The organism is Streptomyces sp. cf386, assembly GCF_900103585.1.
In the GTDB taxonomy this organism is placed as follows: Bacteria; Actinomycetota; Actinomycetes; order Streptomycetales; family Streptomycetaceae; genus Streptomyces.
The window spans coordinates 786926-805014 of record NZ_FNHV01000001.1 but is presented as its reverse complement, the minus strand read 5'-3'; the positions used below and the strand labels follow the sequence as shown (position 1 = coordinate 805014).

The window sequence follows — 18089 nt, the reverse complement described above, 5'->3', positions numbered from 1 at the left end:
TCGTCCACATGTACGGCGACCGCATCACCGTGACCGAGCCGGTGGGCGGCGTCGAACTGCTCGCCTACGTCTATCGGCCGGAGGCGGCCTGGGAGGCCCCGAAGCCGTACGTCCACCCGCTGCGGACCCTCGCCGGCGACGTCGTCACCGACTACCGGCCCAACGACCACCGCTGGCACAAGGGCCTGTCCCTCACGGCCTCGCATCTGTCGGGGGCGAACCTGTGGGGCGGCAATTCGTACGTCCATGGACAGGGGTATCTCGAACTCCCCGAGCGCGTCGGGTCGATGGCGCACGTCGGCTTCGACGAGGTCTCCTCGGACGGCGACCGTGTCGTCATCGCCGAGCGGCTGACCTGGCATCCGCACAGCGGTGAGCTGTGGGCCGACGAGCGGCGCCGTGTCGAGGTACACGATGTCGAGCCGGATTCCGGGTCCTGGGCCCTGACCTGGACGAGCGCCGTCACGAACCGGCGCGACGAGCCGCTGCGCTTCGGTAGCCCCACCACCGCCGGACGCGAAATGGCCGGATACACCGGCCTGTTCTGGCGTGGCCCGCGCGCCTTCCAGGGCGGCCGGATCATCGCCCCCGACGCCGATGGTCCCGGCCTGATGGCCGAACAGGCGCCCTGGCTGGCCTACTCCGGCGAGCACGACGGCCGCGACGGCCACGCGACCCTCGTCTTCCTGCACGCCCCGGAGAACGATCACGCCGGCGACCGGGGCACCCACCCCGCCCGCTGGTTCGTACGCAACGAGCCCTTCGCGGGCGTGGCCCCCTCCTGGGCGTTCCACGACGAGCTGGAGCTGGCGCCCGGCGAGACCCTTACCCGCCGCTACCGGGTCGTCGTGGCCGACGGGGCGTGGGGGCGGGACGAGATCGCCAAGTATCTACAGACGCATCCCTGGTGAACGTCAGGGAGTTCATGGTCACCCTGGGGTGACTCAGGCCGCCGTCGGCCCCGCCACCGTCCATCCCGGCACCTGCGGGTGGGCCGTGAGGTCCTCGTGGTGCACCACGCCACCGCAGGCCCGGCAGGTGACGAGCGGGACCAGCTCGTTGCCGCAGGTGTGCTCGATCACCATGGGGCGGTCGTCGTCCTTGCGCAGATGGCGGTCGCCCCACGCCATGAGGGTCATCAGGACCGGCTCCAGCTCCAGCCCCGCCTGCGTGGGCCGGTACTCGAACCGCTGCGGGCGCTCGCTGTAGGTGCGCTTGGTCAGGATGCCCGCGTCGACGAGGCGCCGCAGTCGCGTGGCCAGGATGTCGCGCGGGGCGCCGATGTTGCGTACGAGCTGGTCGAAGCGACCGTTGCCGAGGCACACCTCGCGCAGGACGAGCAGGGAGTACTTCTCGCCGACGAGCGCCAGGGCGTCGGCGATGGAACAGGGGCGAGGGTCTTTGGTGGCGGCCATGGCGCCAATTCTAGGGGAGGGTTTGATTTTCCAACCCGCAGGGCTATGGTGAGTTTGAATTCCCTACTGACTGGTAGCTGTGGAGGCCGCACCATGCGTGACGCAGTCATCGTCGAAGCCGTACGCACCCCGATGGGCAAGGGCAAGCCGAACGGCGCCCTGGCGCACGTCCACCCCGTCCAGCTCCTCGGCCACACCCTGCGCACCCTCGTCGAGCGCTCCGGCGTCGACCCGGCGCTGATCGACGACGTCATCGGCGGCACCGTCGACCAGGTCGGCGAGCAGGCCATGAACACCACCCGCTACGCAGCCCTGTCGGCGGGCTTCCCGGAGACGGTCCCGGCGACCACTGTGGACCGCCAGTGCGGGTCGTCCCAGCAGGCCGTGCACTTCGCCGCCCAGGGTGTGATCTCGGGCGCGTACGACCTGGTCGTCGCCTGTGGCGTCGAGTCGATGAGCCGGGTGCCGATGTGGTCGAACGTGCCGCCCGGCAAGGATCCCTTCGGCCCCGGCATCGCCGAGCGCTACCCGGAAGGTCTCGTCCCGCAGGGCATCAGCGCCGAGCTGATCGCCGCCAAGTGGTCGGTCACGCGCGAGCAGATGGACGCGTTCGCCGTCTCCTCGCACCGCAAGGCGGCCGAGGCCTGGGACAAGGGCCTGTTCGACGCCGAGGTCGCGCCCCTGGAGGGCGTCTCGCGCGACGAGTGCGTACGACCGGGCAGCACTCCCGAGATCCTCGGCGGCCTCAAGCCCGCCTACTACGACCCGGCCTTCGCCGAGCGCTTCCCGCAGATCGAGTGGAATGTCACGGCGGGCAACGCCAGCCCCGTCAACGACGGCGCCTCCGCCGTGCTCATCACCTCCGCCGACACGGCGGCCCGACTCGGCCTGCGCCCTCTCGCCCGCCTGCACAGCTTCGCCGTCACCGGCTCCGACCCCCTTCTGATGCTCACGGGAGTCGTCCCGGCGACCGAGAAGGTGCTGCGCAGGGCGGGGCTGAGGCTCGACGACATCGACCTCTTCGAGGTGAACGAGGCCTTCTCCAGCGTCGTCCTGGCCTGGCAGCAGGAGACCGGCGCCGACCTCGCCAAGGTCAACGTGCACGGCGGTGCGATCGCCCTCGGCCACCCGCTCGGCGCGAGCGGCACCCGGCTGACGACGACCCTGGTCCATGCGATGCGCGCACGCGGCGCCCGCTACGCCCTGCAGACGATGTGCGAGGCGGGCGGGCTCGCCAACGCGATGATCATCGAGTCGGTTTGAGCCGACGGACTGAACCGACGGACTGAACCGACGGCCTGATTCCGGCGGCCTGATCCGACTGCCAGTTCCGACGGCCGGCTCAGCGACCGCGCAGGTGGTGGCGCTTGCGCCAGGCCACCACCGCGCCCGCGAGCGCCGGCAGCGCGATCGCGGCCACCGCGATCAGGAACACCGGAGACGTCGGTGTGGAGGCCCGGGCACCGGCGACCACGTAGGCGGCGACGTTGGGGATCGACCCGAGCGCCGTCGCGAGCAGGAAGGGGACGATGCCCATGCGGGAGACGGCGGCAGCGTAGTTCGCGGCCCAGAACGGCACACCGGGGAACAGCCGCGCCGCCAGCATCGAGCGGAAGCCGTGCTTGCTGAACTGGTTGTCCGCCGCCTTCAGCCACCGGCCGCGCAGCAGCGGGCGCAGCGCCTGCTGGCCGAGCAGCCGGCCCAGTCCGAAGGCGATCCCGGCACCGATCACGGTGCCCACCAGGGCCGCGCCGATGCCCCACTCGGAGCCGAAGAGCGCACCCGCCGCGAGGTTCAGCAGCGGCCGCGGCACGAACGCCACCGTGATCAGCCCGTACGCCACCGCGAACAGCACGATCGCGGTCGGGCCCCCGACCTGGGGCGGCCAGCCGTTCGCGAGGAGCTTGTGCGGCTCGAAGAGCAGCACGGACGACGCGGCCGCGGCCAGCAGGACCACGAGCAGGGACAGCCGTGACCAGGGAGAGAGCAGCACTCTTGTGCAGCGCGCGGCGAAGCCCGCGGGCGCGGGCGCCGTCAGCGGCGCGGGGACGGTGAGCTCCGTGGCGGCGGCCCGAGGAGAGGCCGTTGCGGTGCCCCCAGAGCGGGTGGTGGCATCGAGCATTCGGCGACAGTAACCGACGAAGATGTGTGATCGCCGTATGGTTCGTCTCATGCGCGTCACAGGTGAGGGAACGTTGGAAGTTCCCCGCAGTGCTCTGGCCGACACCGTCCTGGAGCGGCTCACCACCGCGTACGCCGCCGCAGCGGACCCGGAGCGGGCCGTCGCCGCCCGGGCGTACATGAAGGACGCGGCCCCGTTCCTCGGCATCCCCACACCCGAGCGCCGGGCCCTGTCCCGCACCGTCCTCCAGGGCACACCGCGCCCCGACGAGTCCGACTGCACCGCCGTCGCCCTGCGCTGCTGGCAGCTGCCCGAGCGCGAGTACCACTACTTCGCGGTCGACTATCTGCGCCGCTACGTGGGGCGCTGTTCCTCCGGCTTCCTGCCGGTGGCCCGGCACCTGATCACCGCCGTCTCGTGGTGGGACACCGTCGACGCGCTCGCCGCGCACGTGGTCGGCGGGCTCGTGGCGGCCGACCCGAGGCTCACCGCGGACATGGACGCCTGGATCGCCGACGACGACCTGTGGGTCGCCCGCACCGCCCTGCTCCACCAGCTGCGCTACAAGGAACGCACCGACACCGAGCGCCTCTTCGCCTACTGCTTGCGCCAGTCCGGCCACCCCGACTTCTTCGTCCGCAAGGCCATCGGCTGGTGCCTGCGCGAGTACGCCAAGACCGACCCGGACGCCGTACGGGAGTTCCTGGCGCGGGAACGGGGGCGGTTCGCGCCGCTGTCGGTGCGGGAGGCGCTGAAGAACATCGGCGCCTGAACATCATCCGTACTGCCGAGTCCCCTATCGCCGAGTCCCGTATCGCCAAGTTCCGTACCGCCAAGTTCCGTACCGCGAAAAACCATTCGACGTCGGGCAAAGCGTCGGCAATGATCGACGTCATGTTCCGGTACGCCTTCCTCCTCGCAGCATCCGCAGTCGCGGATGCACCGAAGGCTGCCGTTCCCGTCTTCCTGGCTGCTGTCGACGGCGCCCGAAGCTGACCCTCTCCGGAAAGTCCGGCGGACCCCGCAGGGGGAGGGTCGGCGAGTCGCTGGGGTCCCCTTCTCCTTCGCAGAGACTTCGAGGTACAGCCATGTCCAAGACGGCATACGTGCGCACCAAACCACACCTGAACATCGGCACGATGGGTCATGTCGACCACGGCAAGACCACGTTGACCGCCGCCATCACCAAGGTCCTCGCCGAGCGCGGGTCGGGCACGTTCGTGCCGTTCGACCGCATCGACCGGGCGCCCGAGGAGGCCGCGCGCGGCATCACCATCAACATCGCGCACGTCGAGTACGAGACCGACACCCGCCACTACGCGCACGTCGACATGCCGGGCCACGCCGACTACGTCAAGAACATGGTCACCGGCGCCGCGCAGCTCGACGGGGCGATCCTCGTCGTCTCCGCGCTCGACGGGATCATGCCGCAGACCGCCGAACACGTGCTGCTCGCCCGGCAGGTGGGCGTCGACCACATCGTCGTCGCCCTCAACAAGGCCGACGCGGGTGACGAGGAGCTCATCGACCTCGTCGAGTTGGAGGTCCGCGACCTGCTCACCGAGCACGGCTACGGGGGCGACGCCGCACCCGTCGTACGGGTCTCGGGGCTGAAGGCACTGGAAGGGGACCCGAAGTGGACGGCGTCGATCGACGCGCTGCTCGACGCGGTGGACACCTACGTTCCGATGCCGGAGCGGTATGTGGACGCGCCGTTCCTGCTGCCCGTCGAGAACGTGCTCACCATCACCGGCCGGGGGACGGTGGTCACCGGCGCCGTCGAGCGGGGCACCGTGCGGGTGGGTGACCGGGTCGAAGTGCTGGGGGCCGGGCTGGAGTCCGTGGTCACCGGCCTGGAGACGTTCGGCAAGCCGATGGACGAGGCGCAGGCCGGGGACAACGTGGCGCTGTTGCTGCGGGGGGTTCCGCGGGACGCCGTCCGGCGGGGGCATGTCGTGGCCGCGCCGGGGAGTGTGGTGCCTCGTCGTCGGTTCTCGGCGCAGGTGTATGTGCTCTCGGCTCGTGAGGGTGGGCGTACGACACCGGTCGTCACGGGGTATCGGCCGCAGTTCTACATCCGTACGGCGGATGTGGTCGGGGACATCGACCTCGGTGAGGTGGGCGTGGCGCGGCCTGGGGAGACAGTCGCCATGACTGTCGAGCTGGGGCGTGACGTTCCGCTGGAGGCGGGGCTCGGATTTGCCATCCGTGAGGGTGGCAGGACCGTTGGGGCGGGGACCGTTACCGCCGTCGTGTGAGGATTGTTGCGGTTTGTGGGGGACTGCGGGTCCGGCTGTGGCTGGTCGCGCAGTCCCCCACGCGGCGGAGCCGCATATCGACACAGCCCCGCGCCCCTGAAGGGGCGCTCCTGTGCCCCGCGCCAAGAGGTCCCGGCACAATGAGGAGGTGAATGAGCCCCTACCCGTCACCCGCTCCGTCGACTACGGCACCGCCAAGCTGATGCCCGACGTCGATCGGCGGCGGGCCTGGCTGCTCACCGTCGACGGAGCGCCCCAGTCCTACGTCGATCTTGACGAGCCGACGCATCTGGAGTTCGAATACGCGCGGCGGCTCGGGCATGTGCTGGACACCGTCGCCGACGCGGGGCGGGCGCTGGATGTGCTGCATCTCGGGGGTGGGGCGCTCACCCTGCCCCGGTATCTGGCGGCCACCCGGCCCGGCTCGCGGCAGGATGTCGTCGAGGCCGATCGGGGGCTGACGGAGCTGGTCGTCGAGCATCTGCCGGTCGCGGACGGGGACGGCGTCCGGCTGCACTGCGGGGACGCCCGGGAGTGGCTGGAAGCCGCGCCGGACGACTCCGTCGACGTGCTGGTCGCCGATGTCTTCGGGGGGTCACGGGTGCCCGCTCATCTGACGTCGGTGGGGTACGCCCGGCACGCCGAGCGGGTGCTGAGGGGGAGCGGCGTCTATCTGGCGAACCTCGCCGACGCCGCGCCCTTCGCCTTCCTGCGCTCCCAACTCGCCACCTACGCCACGCTGTTCGAGGAGCTCGTGCTGATCGCCGAGCCGGGTGTGCTGCGCGGGCGGCGGTTCGGCAACGCGGTGCTCGTCGCCGCGCACAAGCCCCTCGACACGGCGGCTCTGGCCCGGCTCACCGCCTCCGACGCCTTTCCGGCGCGGGTGGAACACGGTTACGCCCTGCGGGAGTTCATCGGCGGCGCGCGACCCGTGCGGGACGAGGACGCCGTACCGTCACCCGAGCCCCCGGACGGGGCTTTCAGCATCGGCTGATTCGGGCCGTCCGGCCGCGGCCACCTGTTTCGTACGACGCCGCAGGTTCCGTACGTCCGGTACGCACAGGACCGCCGCCGTGACGACCACGATCAGCGTGGCGCAGCCCCACAGCGCCGACGTGCGCCCGAACGCCGTCTCCGCCGGGCCGGCCAGCGCCGTGGCCAGCGGGACCAGGCCGACCGAGCCGAACCAGTCGTACGCGGCGACCCGGGACAGCTTGTTCTCCGGTATCTCCTGATGGAGCGCGGTCATCCAGGAGACGCCGAACGCCTCCACCGACAGGCCGGTGAGGAACATCACCGCGCACAGGACCGTGATCGGCACCGGCACGGCCAGCGCGGCGGAGGGGAGCGCGAGCGGAAAGACGCACAGGGTGCCGGCAAGGAGCAGGCGGCGGGGTTTCCAGCGGGTCATGAGCAGGGCGCCGACGACCGTGCCCGCCCCGAAGAAACCCAGGGCCAGGCCCCACGGGCCGGCGCCGCCGAGGTGGTCCCGGGCGACGAGCGGGCCGTAGACCGCGTCGGCGGCGGCGACGACCGCGTTGGCGATGGAGAACTGCGCGACGCCCCACAGCCACGGACGCCCGACGAACTCCCGCCAGCCCTCCCGCAGATCGGCGAGCATGCCGCCACCCGGCGTGCGCTCGGGAACGTGCCGCACGTCGAGGAACGCCCGCATGGAACCGGCGATCGCGAAGGCCGCCGCGTCCGCAGCCAGCACCCAGCCGGGCCCGATCGCGGCCACCATGGCACCGCCGAGCGCGGCGCCGCCCACCGCCGCCCCCTGCATCGCCATCCGGAACACGGCGAACGCCCGGCTCGCCTGCTCGCCCTGGACCGACGACAGCAGCATGCCCTCGGTCGCGGGGCTGAAGAACGCGTGGCCGGTGCCGCCGAGTGCCGTCAGCAGCATCATCTGCCACAGCTGCGCTTCCCCGGAGAGGACCAGCACGGCGAAGGCGGCCTGCGAGACACAGCTGAGGGCGTTGGCCGCGACCATCACCCGGTGCCGGGGCGGCCGGTCCGCAACGGCACCGCCGATCAGCGGGAAGAGCCCCAGGGGCAGGGTGTGGGAAGCGGCCACCAGACCGACGTCACCGCCGTCACCGCCCGACTCCAGTACCGCGAACGCTGCGGCGACCAGCGCGCCATGACTGCCGAGGTTCGTGACGAACGCGGCGGCGGTCAGCAGGCTGTAGTTGCGGCCCGCCCATGCGGGGCGACGGGAGAGCGGCGGAGGTCGGCGGGGGCGTTCACCTGCCGACTATCGCCGCCCGGGCTCCGATTTGCCAAGCGGATTGCAGGTCACGGGCCGGATGGGACCGCCCACCGGGCACGGCGGGCGGTGCCCGGGCGCTGCGCGGATACGACGCTCGTCACATCGGGCTCGACCTGTTCCCTGGATCCTACTCATGGGTAACATGACCGCCATGAGCGCAGACCAGATGTCCATCGGCGAGATGCTCGCCGCCACCGTGCCCATGGCCCGGACCCTGAACCTCGAGTTCCTTGAGACCACGCCGGACAAGGCCGTGGTGGCTCTGCCGGACCAGAGCGACTACCACAACCACGTGGGCGGGCCGCACGCCGGCGCGATGTTCACGCTCGGGGAGTCCGCCAGCGGGGCCATCGTGCTGGCCGCGTTCGGCGAGCAGCTCTCGCGTGCCGTGCCGCTCGCCGTGCGCGCCGAGATCGCCTACAAGAAGCTCGCCATGGGCGCCGTCACCGCCACCGCGACGCTGGGCCGTCCGGCCGCCGAGGTCGTCGCGGAGCTCGACGCGGGGGAGCGGCCGGAGTTCCCGGTGACGATCGAGATCCAGCGCGGGGACGGTGCCGTCACCGGCGAGATGACCGTCGTATGGACGCTGCGGCCGAACAGCTGAGCCGACCTCGCACGGCAGCAGGCGGGGGTCCCGGATGGGGCCCCTGTGCGCTGTCCGGGGGCGTGAGCGCTCAGGCTGCGAGCCGGTTCCGGTCCGCCCCGGCATCTGCCCGATCCGCCCCGGCATCCTCCAGACCCGCCACGAACTCCTTCAGCCAGGCCATGAACTCGGGCCCCAGGTCCGCCCGGCCGCACGCCAGCCGTACCACCGTGCGCAGGTAGTCCGCCTTGTCGCCGGTGTCGTAGCGCAGCCCGTCGAAGACGACCCCGTGGACCGTCCCGCCCGCCGCCATGTCCTGCAGCGCGTCGGTCAGCTGGATCTCGCCGCCACGGCCGGGTGGGGTGCGCTCCAGGATGCCGAAGACGGCCGGGTCGAGGACGTAGCGGCCGATGACCGCGTAGTGGCTCGGCGCGTCCTCGCGTGAGGGCTTCTCGACCAGGCCCGTGACACGGACCACGCCGTCCTCGCCGGACGGTTCTACGGCCGCGCAGCCGTAGAGGTGGATCTGCTCCGGCGGGACCTCCATGAGCGCGACCACGCTGCCCTCGTAGCGGTCGCGGACCTCCAGCATCCGGCTCAGCAGGGTCTCGCGCGGGTCGATGAGGTCGTCGCCCAGCAGGACGGCGAACGGCTGGTCGCCGACGTGATGGCGGGCGCACAGCACCGCGTGGCCGAGGCCGAGCGGGTCGCCCTGGCGGATGTGGTGGATGTCGGCGAGCCGGGCCGGGTCGCGCACCGCGTCCAGCCGTACGGTGTCGCCCTTCGCGGTGAGGGCCTGCTCCAGTTCGAAGGCGTTGTCGAAGTGGTCCTCGATGGCGCGCTTGTGCCGACCGGTGATCATAAGAACGTCGTCGAGACCGGCCGCCGCGGCCTCCTCGACGACGTACTGGATGGCTGGCTTGTCGACGACCGGCAGCATCTCCTTCGGGGTCGCCTTCGTCGCGGGCAGGAACCGGGTGCCGAGGCCCGCGGCCGGGACGACCGCCTTGCGGACCTTCCGGGCCTGATCGGGGGTGGTGGGTGTGGTGTGGGGGACGATCATGCGGCCCATGCTGGAGTACGGGCATGAGAGCACGCCGAGAGAAAGCTCGGAGCTTGCTGTGGGGTATGCGGAAGAGAAGATTCCGTGGGGTAACGGTCTTTGCGTGCACACAACTTGACGTCCGGTCCGATGATGCTTTCGAATGCGGGTGCGGATACCGCCGGTAACTTTTCTGAATTCCCTGCTTCTTGAACGACGGTCACTCGAACTCCTTGTTTCCTGTGGATCGCTTGTGCGAAAGTGAGCGACCCGATAGCCGGTCCACAGGTGACGCGGCCTAGGTACGCACCAATCACACACCTGCTTTCCGACGGACGCGCATTCCTCATGGCGTCCTGCGGCTGGGAAGGAAATGGTTCAGTGCAATCCCCTTACCCCCCACGACCGCCGTACCCGCCGCGGCCCGGAGTGAGCCCAGGAGGGTCCGACCGCGATCTCCTCGCGAACCTGGGCAAGACCGGGGCCGACGGCCGCGCCGTCGCGCTGCTCATGGCGCGGCATTGGCGCGCCGCCTACGACTACGCGGCCATCTGCCTCGTGTCCACCGAGAGTTCGGCCTCCATGGTGGCCGCCGCGGCGTTCCATCGCGTGCTCGGCCGACCGGCCGGCGGTGCACTGCGCCCCCAACTGCTCACCGCCGTAAGGGAGCTGGTGAAGGAGTGGGCGGCGGACGGCGCGATTTCCGCTCTGCTGCCGGAACTCGGCAAACCCACCGGGGGGCGTGGGATGCGTGCCGCACGGTCCGTGACGCCCGAAAGGCGCCATATCGCCGAGCGCGCATTCCGGGCTCTCCCGGGGGCCTCGCAATGCCTCCTCTGGCACACCGAGGTCGAGGCGGAACCGATAACCATACCCGCTGGTCTGCTGGGGGTGGACGCGGGCACCGCGTCGGCCGCGATGGAGGGAGTGCGTGAGCAATTCCGGGCAGGTTGTGTCCGAGCCCACCGCGAACTCGCGCCCAGCCGGGAATGCCGTTACTACAACCGTCTCCTCGACGTCCCCATTCGCCGGGGCGGGGCTCTGTTGCCCGATGTGCAACAGCATCTGATGGAGTGCCGTTACTGCCGGCACGCCGCCGAGCAGCTCAGCCATTTCGAGGGCGGACTCGAAGTACTGCTGGCCGAAACCGTGCTGGGCTGGGGCGCCCGGCGTTACCTGGACTCCCGGCCCGGGCGAGGCGGCGCGGGATCGGCGTCGTGCACCCGCCCCCGACGCGGCGGACGGCACCGCCCGGCCCAGCTCGCCATGGAGCGCGGACGCACGAAGGCTCTCGCCGTGGGCGTCGGTCTGACCTCCCTCGCCCTGCTCGTCACGGTGCTCACCGCCAAGGGCTGGTCCGAGGAGAGCGGCGTTCCCGACGCCCAGGCGACCTGGGGTGTGCCCAGCGGCCAGTCCGTCACTCCGGGCCCGAGAACCAGACCATCGACGGGCGGTTCACCGTCGGCCGCGTCGGCCGAGGACCCCGTCGAGATCGCCCAGGGCAGACTCCGCAACGTCGACCGGGGCCTGTGCCTGGACCTCCACGAGGGCGAGATCCGCACGGGTGCCCGGGCCGAGCTGGCGGAGTGCTCGTCCGCCGCGTCCCAGCAGTGGTCGTACCAGGAGAGCGGTCTGCTGCGCAGCGCCGCCGACCCCACCCTCTGCCTCGACTCCGACCCCGACAAGGGCACGGTCGTCCTGGCCAACTGCCTCGCGCACGCGGGCGAGGTGCGCTACGACCTCACCGTCCACGGGGAACTGCTGCCGCGCCGGTCCGGCGGGCTGGCGGTCGCGTCCGGCGAGAGCGAGAGCGTGGTGCTCGCCGAACGGGACGGGTCCGAGGAGCAGCGCTGGTCGCTCGACGGCGGGCTCGCCGGCGTGAGCGAGGCGACGCCGCAGCGGAAGGAGGAGGGGAAGCCGGCCGAGAAGGGGGAGGGCGGCGCGTCCACGGAGCCCGAGTCCGAGGAGCCGCGTGCCGCAGTCCCCGGGCCGCCCGAGACCGAGTCCCCGAAGGACGAGCCGGACCGGCCGTCGGACCATCCCGAGCCGCAGTACGAGACGCGCTACGTCCAGGACGATTCCGGCGACTCGGCCGAGCCCGCCGCCCCCGTCGATGCCGTCGTGGCCCTCCCGGTCGAGGTGCCGGCCACGGTGTCCACCGTCGTCGGCACCGCCAAGACGGCGCTCGACACCGCCGTCCGCTAGTCGAGGGGTCACCCAGCCGGGGTGGCCTCTTCTTCTCTTACTGCCTTCATTCGGCCGTTCTCGTCCACGTCGTTGACACGCGTCACCAGCGCCTCACAACGTAGTGGCTTCAACCGTGGACGAATGTGGAGGTGGACCGGTGTTACGTCGTTTGTCCGTCGCGCTGCTGGCCCTCGTGGCGGCGCTCGTCATTCCCGTGCCCGCGCAGGCCACCGACGACCCCGTGATCCGCACCGACGCGGGCTCGATCCGGGGTGAAACCACCGCAGAGGGACGGCAGTTCCTCGGCATCCCCTACGCCGAGCCGCCCGTCGCAGGACTCCGCTGGCGGGAGCCGCGGCCGGTCCGGCCCTGGCGAGGCGTGCGTGCGGCACGGGACTTCGGCGACAAGTGTGTGCAGGCATCGAGTTGGGATCCCGGCTACGAGCAGCCGAGCCACACCGAGGGCTGCCTCGACCTCAATGTGTATGTCCCCGGCAACGCGCACGTCGCCGAAGGCGCCGCCCGCCGGGCGGTCATGGTCTGGTTCCACGGCGGAGGGCTCACCGCCGGGGCCGGTCAGGACGTCGTCCCCGACACCTTCGCCCGGCAGACCGGCACGGTCGTCGTGACCGTCAACTACCGCCTCGGGGCGATGGGCTTCCTCGCCACGGCAGGCCTCGACGACGAGGCGGGTGACGGGGTCTCCGGCAACTTCGGCATGCTCGACCAGCAGGCCGCGCTGCGCTGGGTGCGCGCCAACATCGGTCGGTTCGGCGGCGACCCGGGCCGCGTGACCATCGCGGGCGAGTCGGCGGGCGGTCGGTCGGTCTGCACCCAGCTGGCCTCGCCGACGGCTAGAGGGCTGTTCCGGGCCGGGATCATCCAGAGCGGGGCGTACGGCGACTGCGGTGCGCGCACGCAGGAGACGGCCGTGGCGCAGGGCGCCGCCTTCGCGCAGAAGCTGGGCTGCACCGACATGGCGTGTCTGCGCACCAAGTCACCCGCCGAGATCCTGGCCGCGCAGAATGGGTTCGACTGGGGGCCGGTGACCGGCGGCGCGTTCCTGCCGAGGCAGCCCGAGGAGGCGTTCGCGCAGGGGGCCGCAGCCGGCGTACCGGTCATGAACGGTGCCAACCAGGACGAGGGACGCCTCTTCGCCTTCGCCCGCTTCGACCTGAGCGGCACCCCGCTCACCGCCGACCGGTACCCGGCGGTGATGCGGACGGACTACGGCGAAAAGGCACTCGCGCGCTACCCCCTCTCGTCCTACCCCTCGCCGACCATCGCGTACGCCACAGCCCAGGGCGATCAGCTCTTCGCCTGCTCGGGCCTCCGCCTCGACGGCACCCTCGCCGGACGCGGCAAGGTCTACACGTACGAGTTCGCCGACCGCACCTCCCCGCCCTTCGCCTCCCTGCGCAACCTCGGCACCGACTTCGACTTCGGCGCGACCCACGTCAACGAGGTGCAGTACCTCTTCAAGCACTTCGGCCTTCGGTCACCGCTGAACGCCGAGCAGCGGAGGCTGGCGGGGCAGATGGTCCAGTACTGGGGCTCCTTCGTCCGGGACGGGGTGCCGCGCGCGGCAGGACAGCCCGCGATGCCGTCCCGGTCGGGGATGGTGCTGACCTTGCGCACCACGTCCGCCGGCGGGAATGAGACGAGCACCACTGTGCACGGTGAGCATCAGTGCAACCTGTGGGACACCGAGACCGTCACTCAGAACGGGTAGGCTGCCCCGGCGCACGCTCATGGCCGAGCGTGCGCCGGGAACACAGAGTCCAGGTGACGAGAGGAAGCGGCGTTGCACGTCCAGGAATGGCTCGAAACGGTGCCCCCACTGGCGATCTATCTGCTGGTCGGCGTGGTCATCGGACTGGAGAGCCTGGGCATCCCGCTGCCCGGCGAGATCATCCTGGTCTCCTCGGCGCTGCTCGCCTCACAGCACGGTGAGATCGACCCGCTCGTGCTCGGCGCCTGCGCGAGCGCGGGCGCGATCATCGGCGACTCCATCGGCTACGCCATCGGCCGCAAGGGCGGCCGACCACTCCTGGCCTGGCTGGGCGCGAAGTTCCCCAAGCACTTCAGCGAGGGCCACATCGCCACCGCCGAGCGCTCCTTCCAGAAGTGGGGCATGTGGGCCGTCTTCTTCGGCCGCTTCGTCGCCCTCCTGCGCATCTTCGCCGGCCCCCTCGCGGGCGTCCTGCACATGCCGTACTGGAAGTTCCTGATCGCCAACGTCTTCGGCGGCATCCTCTGGGCGGGCGGCACGACCGCGGTCATCTACTACGTGGGCGTGGTCGCCGAGTCCTGGCTGAAGCGCTTCTCCTGGCTGGGCCTGGTGGCGGCGGTCCTGATCGGCGTCACATCAATGCTGATCATCAAGCGCAAGGCGAAGCAGGCCCAGACGGTACAGCAGGAGCCAGAACCTGTAGCCGCCGGGGACTGAAACGCCCTTAGGGGCGCGGGGCTGTATCGCTATGCGGCTCCGCCGCGTGGGCGAGACCAGCCACAACGAACCTGCAGACCGAGCACGACCCTACGCCCCGTGCTCGTCCCGGTGAGCCTTCGCCAACTCCGCATACATGGTCCCGTTGAGCGTGACACCCTGACGCTCTTCCTCCGTAAGCTCCCGCTTGACCTTCGCAGGCACCCCCGCGACCAGCGACCCGGGCGGTACCTGCATCCCCTGCGGCACCAGAGCCTGGGCGGCGACCAAAGACCCCGCCCCGATCACGGCACCGTTCAACACGGTCGCCCCCATGCCGATCAGACAGTCGTCCCCGACGGTCGCCCCATGCACGACCGCGTTGTGCCCGATCGACACCCGCTCACCGACGCTCACAGGGAAGCCGGGATCGGCATGAAGCGTGCAGTTGTCCTGCACATTGCTGCTCGCGCCGACGGAGATCTTCTCGACGTCGCCGCGCACCACCGCCCCGTACCAGACGCTCGCCCCCGCATGGAGCGTCACGTCCCCGATCACCGAGGCCGTCGGCGCCACGAACACCTCTGCGTCGATCTTCGGCTCTCTGCCGCCGATGCCCTTGATCAGTGCCTTGTGCGTCATCACCGTCTCCTGTCGTCCTCGGTACGTCGGAACGCTACGCCACCCGGTAGGGCGAAGATCACAGCCCCTCGACGTCATAAGGGAGCCGCAGGCTCAGTACGGTGAACGCGTGCCCAAGCGCAAGAACACGTTCTCGTCCTGGCGGCGCAGCCTCACGCAGCGCGCCGTCCACGCGGCCTGGGCCTGGGCGCAGCGCACGGGTTCGGTGACCGCCGAGAACCCCGGCCGCCTCCGCTTCGGCTCGATCGGCGAAGCCACCCGACTGGCCTTCCCGCTCGGCACGGTCTTCGGCGAACCCTGGATCCACCTCGGCTCCCACTGCATCGTCGGCGAGCAGGTGACGCTCACCGCCGGTCTGATGCCCGACCTCGACCTCGGCCCGGAGCCGATCCTGCGCATAGGGGACGGCGTCGTGCTGGGCCGCGGCAGCCATGTCATCGCCGACACGACGGTCACCATCGGCAGCGACTGCTACTTCGGGCCGTACGTCTACGTCACCTCCACCAACCACTCCTACGACGATCCGCACGAGCCCATCGGGAAGCAGTGGCCGCGCATGGAGCCGGTCGAGATCGGGCCGGGATGCTGGATCGGCACCGGTGCCGTGATCCTGCCGGGCGCGCGGATCGGGCGGAACGTCGTGGTCGCGGCCGGCGCCGTGGTCCGGGGCACGGTGCCCGACCATGCCGTCGTGGCGGGGGCGCCCGCCCGTGTCGTACGCCGCTGGACGCCCGGCGACGGCTGGCAGCCGCCGCTTCGGACCCCGGCGCCGGTGCCGCTACCCGACGGGATCACCCCCGAGCAGCTCCAGGCCCTGGCCGAGCTGGACGAGGAGACGGCGGCGAAGCTGGCGGAGCTGGACGAGAAGGCGGCTGTCGAACTCGCCGAGCCGGCCGCGGAGTCCTGAGAGCCTGGGGTATGCCCCCGGCCGGGCGCCCGGCACGCGCGGTGACATGGCTGCTGAGTCAGCCGGATGCCAGCAGCAGCGTTCCCACCAGCGCCAGACCCGCGCCCGCCGCCTGCACCGCCCGTAGCCGCTCCCGGAGAATCCCGCGCGCGGCCAGCGCGGTCACCACCGGGTAGAGCGAGGCCAGTACGGCGGCGACGGTGACCGGGCCGTGGTGGGCGGCGACCACATAGGTGCCGTTCGCCGCGACGTCGGCGAGGCCGACGAAGGCGAGCGCCGGCAGCGAGCGCCAGGGGAAACCGTCCTCCGGGAGGGCGGGGGCGCCCCGTCGTACGGAGACGTACAGCGCGAGGCCGCCCGCCGCCACGTTGACCACGCGCTGCACGAAGAGCGCGAGGAACAGCCCGGTGATCGTCGTCGACGCCTCCGCGATCAGCGCGAAAACAGTGCCGAAACCGAACGCCGCGATCAGCGTGAGCAGGATGGCCTGGCGCTGCACGGGAGCGCCCCGCAGCTGCGGTCCGCCCGCGAGCAGGACGCCGAGCACGGCGACCGCGATCCCCGCGACCTGCATCAGACCGGGCCGCTCGCCGAGGAAGAGCCCCACACCGACTGGGACCGCCACGCCCACGGTGCCGAGCGGGGAGACCACGCCCATCGGGCCCAGCGCGAGCGCCTTGTAGAAGCAGAGCAGCGCGACCGGCCCCACCAGGCCGGCGGCGACCGCGAACCACAGCTGGGAACCGGCCTCGCTCCAGCCGCCGGTGGCGACCACGATCACGCCGAGCACCACCGCCGCGATCGTCTGCGAGACGACGACCACCGTGAGCGCCGGGGTACGCCGGGTCAGCAGTCCGCCGCCGAAATCGGCCAGCCCCCACAGCAGGCTGGTGGCCAGGGCGAAGAGTGCTGTCACGGGGTGCCTCGCAGTACAGTTCGGTGCACGATCGGGTGCACCCCACCGTAGTGCAGCACGCTGGACTCTGCCCTCCAGAATATTGTACTCCGGGACTGAGGTGCGGTTGGATGGAATGGGAAAGAATTGGACGGAATGTGTCGGACCTCGACCTGCTGACCCAGTCCCTGGCGCGCAACGTCAAGCACTGGCGCGCGGCGCGCGGCTTCACGCTGGATGTGCTCGCCGCCCGGGCAGGCGTCAGTCGCGGCATGCTCATCCAGATCGAGCAGGCGCGCACCAACCCGAGCCTCGGCACGGTGATCAAGATCGGTGACGCGCTCGGGATCAGCATCACCACCCTGCTCGACTACGAGCAGGGGCCGAAGGTCCGGGTCGTCCCCGCCGACCAGGTCGTGCGGCTGTGGCACACGGACGCGGGCAGCGCCAGCCGGCTCCTCGCCGGCACGGAGGCGCCCGGGCCGCTGGAGATGTGGCACTGGCGGGTGATGCCGGGCGAGAGCAGCGTCTCCGACCCGCATCCCGTCGGCACCGTCGAGATCGTCCACGTCACGGTGGGCGAACTGACTCTCACCGTCGACGACACGGAGTACCGCATCCCGGCCGGCTCGAGCGCCACCTTCGAGGCCGACGCCCCGCACTCGTACGGCAATCAGGGCGACGTCCCCACGGAGTGGATGTTGGCCGTCTCGGTCCCGCCCGCCCGCTGAGACCTCGCTCCGAGGGCTTCGGCGTGCCTGTTAGCGTGCGCCCATGGACGCGCCCATCGGACACTTCGACAACGCCACCCCCGCTCCCGACTGCCTCGGCGAACTCACCCGCCCCGTCGCCGACGCCGTACGCCACTGGCAGGGCAGCGTCCCCGCCGAGCAGATCGTGTACGTCGAGACCGATCCGCGGTGGGCCGACACCGCCGTCTTCCTGGAGCACTACGGGCCGGAACTGCTGGAGCAGTCCGCGAACTGCGTGGTCGTCGCGGGCAAGCGCGGCGGCGAGACCACGCTGGCCGCCTGCGTGGTGCTCTCCGCCACCAGGGTCGACGTGAACGGTGTCGTACGCCGTCAACTCGGCGCCCGCAAGGCGTCGTTCGCTTCGATGGACACGGCGACCGGCGAGACCGGCATGGAGTACGGCGGCATCACCCCGATCGGTCTGCCCGACGGCTGGCCGGTGCTGGTGGACTCCGCCGTCGTCGACCTGCCGTACGTCCTGGTCGGCAGCGGGCGTCGGAGGGGCAAGCTGCTGGTGCCGGGGAAGGCGTTCGCTGAGCTGCCCGGGGCGGTCGTGCTGGAAGGGCTCGGCGTCGCCTGAGTG

General features: G+C 71.1%; 18 protein-coding genes. 12 read left to right on the top strand and 6 right to left on the bottom strand.

Going from position 1 to position 18089, the window contains the following annotated elements; genetic code table 11:
- Positions 1 to 8: 8 nt before the first annotated feature.
- Positions 9 to 911 carry a DUF6807 domain-containing protein gene (locus BLU79_RS03610; RefSeq protein ID WP_093904215.1) on the top strand — a complete coding sequence of 301 codons (903 nt, stop codon included), beginning with the start codon at positions 9 to 11 and terminating at the stop codon, positions 909 to 911.
- Between the two features lie 33 nt (positions 912 to 944).
- On the opposite strand, the gene BLU79_RS03605 is transcribed toward BLU79_RS03610, so the two are convergent.
- A complete protein-coding gene (locus BLU79_RS03605; RefSeq protein ID WP_093904078.1) occupies positions 945 to 1415 on the bottom strand; it encodes a winged helix-turn-helix transcriptional regulator in 471 nt (156 codons plus the stop codon).
- 93 nt (positions 1416 to 1508) lie between these two features.
- On the opposite strand from BLU79_RS03605, the gene BLU79_RS03600 reads away from it, so the two are divergent.
- The gene (locus tag BLU79_RS03600) at positions 1509 to 2678 is read left to right on the top strand and encodes a thiolase family protein (protein WP_093904077.1); all 1170 of its coding nucleotides are present in this window, start codon (positions 1509 to 1511) and stop codon (positions 2676 to 2678) included.
- A gap of 79 nt (positions 2679 to 2757) precedes the next feature.
- On the opposite strand, the gene BLU79_RS03595 is transcribed toward BLU79_RS03600, so the two are convergent.
- A complete protein-coding gene (locus BLU79_RS03595; protein WP_093904076.1) occupies positions 2758 to 3537 on the bottom strand; it encodes a TVP38/TMEM64 family protein in 780 nt (259 codons plus the stop codon).
- Positions 3538 to 3586: 49 nt separating this feature from the next.
- Between BLU79_RS03595 and BLU79_RS03590 the strand changes: the two genes are divergently transcribed.
- The 3 genes from BLU79_RS03590 to BLU79_RS03580 all read left to right on the top strand — a co-directional run bounded on the left by BLU79_RS03590 (position 3587) and on the right by BLU79_RS03580 (position 6789).
- Entirely contained in the window at positions 3587 to 4309 is a 723-nt protein-coding gene (locus BLU79_RS03590) for a DNA alkylation repair protein (RefSeq protein ID WP_093904075.1), read from the top strand.
- 316 nt (positions 4310 to 4625) lie between these two features.
- Entirely contained in the window at positions 4626 to 5795 is a 1170-nt protein-coding gene (tuf, locus tag BLU79_RS03585; RefSeq protein WP_093904074.1) for an elongation factor Tu, read from the top strand.
- Positions 5796 to 5943: 148 nt separating this feature from the next.
- Entirely contained in the window at positions 5944 to 6789 is an 846-nt protein-coding gene (locus BLU79_RS03580; RefSeq protein WP_177000841.1) for a spermidine synthase, read from the top strand.
- Here the strand turns inward: BLU79_RS03580 and BLU79_RS03575 are convergent.
- On the bottom strand, positions 6751 to 7983 hold the full coding sequence (locus tag BLU79_RS03575; protein WP_093904073.1) for an MFS transporter: 1233 nt from the start codon (positions 7981 to 7983) through the stop codon (positions 6751 to 6753). The genes BLU79_RS03580 and BLU79_RS03575 overlap by 39 nt on opposite strands.
- A gap of 238 nt (positions 7984 to 8221) precedes the next feature.
- Here BLU79_RS03575 and BLU79_RS03570 point away from each other — a divergent pair, with 238 nt between their 5' ends.
- Positions 8222 to 8674 carry a DUF4442 domain-containing protein gene (locus BLU79_RS03570; RefSeq protein WP_177000840.1) on the top strand — a complete coding sequence of 151 codons (453 nt, stop codon included), beginning with the start codon at positions 8222 to 8224 and terminating at the stop codon, positions 8672 to 8674.
- Between the two features lie 70 nt (positions 8675 to 8744).
- On the opposite strand, the gene galU is transcribed toward BLU79_RS03570, so the two are convergent.
- Positions 8745 to 9716: a UTP--glucose-1-phosphate uridylyltransferase GalU gene (gene galU / locus BLU79_RS03565; RefSeq protein WP_371131798.1), complete on the bottom strand. Its 972-nt coding sequence runs from the start codon at positions 9714 to 9716 to the stop codon at positions 8745 to 8747.
- 561 nt (positions 9717 to 10277) lie between these two features.
- Between galU and BLU79_RS03560 the strand changes: the two genes are divergently transcribed.
- The 3 genes from BLU79_RS03560 (at position 10278) to BLU79_RS03550 (ending at position 14331) form a co-directional block, all read left to right on the top strand.
- Positions 10278 to 11900 (top strand): ricin-type beta-trefoil lectin domain protein, encoded by a 1623-nt coding sequence (locus BLU79_RS03560; protein WP_371131807.1) that lies wholly within the window; start codon positions 10278 to 10280, stop codon positions 11898 to 11900.
- A 139-nt stretch (positions 11901 to 12039) separates the two neighbouring features.
- The gene (locus tag BLU79_RS03555; protein WP_256333120.1) at positions 12040 to 13614 is read left to right on the top strand and encodes a carboxylesterase/lipase family protein; all 1575 of its coding nucleotides are present in this window, start codon (positions 12040 to 12042) and stop codon (positions 13612 to 13614) included.
- A gap of 72 nt (positions 13615 to 13686) precedes the next feature.
- Entirely contained in the window at positions 13687 to 14331 is a 645-nt protein-coding gene (locus BLU79_RS03550) for a DedA family protein (RefSeq protein ID WP_093904069.1), read from the top strand.
- Between the two features lie 90 nt (positions 14332 to 14421).
- Here BLU79_RS03550 and BLU79_RS03545 read toward each other — a convergent pair whose 3' ends face one another.
- Positions 14422 to 14952 carry a gamma carbonic anhydrase family protein gene (locus tag BLU79_RS03545; RefSeq protein ID WP_093904068.1) on the bottom strand — a complete coding sequence of 177 codons (531 nt, stop codon included), beginning with the start codon at positions 14950 to 14952 and terminating at the stop codon, positions 14422 to 14424.
- A gap of 109 nt (positions 14953 to 15061) precedes the next feature.
- Here BLU79_RS03545 and BLU79_RS49745 point away from each other — a divergent pair, with 109 nt between their 5' ends.
- Positions 15062 to 15859, top strand: coding sequence for an acyltransferase (locus tag BLU79_RS49745; protein ID WP_093904067.1), 798 nt, complete (start codon positions 15062 to 15064; stop codon positions 15857 to 15859).
- A gap of 58 nt (positions 15860 to 15917) precedes the next feature.
- Here BLU79_RS49745 and BLU79_RS03535 read toward each other — a convergent pair whose 3' ends face one another.
- Positions 15918 to 16775: a DMT family transporter gene (locus tag BLU79_RS03535; protein WP_093904066.1), complete on the bottom strand. Its 858-nt coding sequence runs from the start codon at positions 16773 to 16775 to the stop codon at positions 15918 to 15920.
- A 137-nt stretch (positions 16776 to 16912) separates the two neighbouring features.
- Between BLU79_RS03535 and BLU79_RS03530 the strand changes: the two genes are divergently transcribed.
- Positions 16913 to 17485: a helix-turn-helix domain-containing protein gene (locus BLU79_RS03530; protein WP_177000839.1), complete on the top strand. Its 573-nt coding sequence runs from the start codon at positions 16913 to 16915 to the stop codon at positions 17483 to 17485.
- Positions 17486 to 17528: 43 nt separating this feature from the next.
- Positions 17529 to 18086 carry a YbaK/EbsC family protein gene (locus BLU79_RS03525; RefSeq protein WP_093904064.1) on the top strand — a complete coding sequence of 186 codons (558 nt, stop codon included), beginning with the start codon at positions 17529 to 17531 and terminating at the stop codon, positions 18084 to 18086.
- Positions 18087 to 18089: the final 3 nt, after the last annotated feature.

Bases quoted from the DNA above. Each gene is read 5' to 3' on its own strand.
- BLU79_RS03610 (WP_093904215.1), top strand. From the start codon at position 9: ATGTACGGCGACCGCATCACCGTGACCGAGCCGGTGGGCGGCGTCGAA.
- BLU79_RS03605 (WP_093904078.1), bottom strand. From the start codon at position 1,415: ATGGCCGCCACCAAAGACCCTCGCCCCTGTTCCATCGCCGACGCCCTG.
- BLU79_RS03600 (WP_093904077.1), top strand. From the start codon at position 1,509: ATGCGTGACGCAGTCATCGTCGAAGCCGTACGCACCCCGATGGGCAAG.
- BLU79_RS03595 (WP_093904076.1), bottom strand. From the start codon at position 3,537: ATGCTCGATGCCACCACCCGCTCTGGGGGCACCGCAACGGCCTCTCCT.
- BLU79_RS03590 (WP_093904075.1), top strand. From the start codon at position 3,587: ATGCGCGTCACAGGTGAGGGAACGTTGGAAGTTCCCCGCAGTGCTCTG.
- tuf (WP_093904074.1), top strand. From the start codon at position 4,626: ATGTCCAAGACGGCATACGTGCGCACCAAACCACACCTGAACATCGGC.
- BLU79_RS03570 (WP_177000840.1), top strand. From the start codon at position 8,222: ATGAGCGCAGACCAGATGTCCATCGGCGAGATGCTCGCCGCCACCGTG.
- galU (WP_371131798.1), bottom strand. From the start codon at position 9,716: ATGATCGTCCCCCACACCACACCCACCACCCCCGATCAGGCCCGGAAG.
- BLU79_RS03560 (WP_371131807.1), top strand. From the start codon at position 10,278: ATGGTGGCCGCCGCGGCGTTCCATCGCGTGCTCGGCCGACCGGCCGGC.
- BLU79_RS03545 (WP_093904068.1), bottom strand. From the start codon at position 14,952: ATGACGCACAAGGCACTGATCAAGGGCATCGGCGGCAGAGAGCCGAAG.
- BLU79_RS03525 (WP_093904064.1), top strand. From the start codon at position 17,529: ATGGACGCGCCCATCGGACACTTCGACAACGCCACCCCCGCTCCCGAC.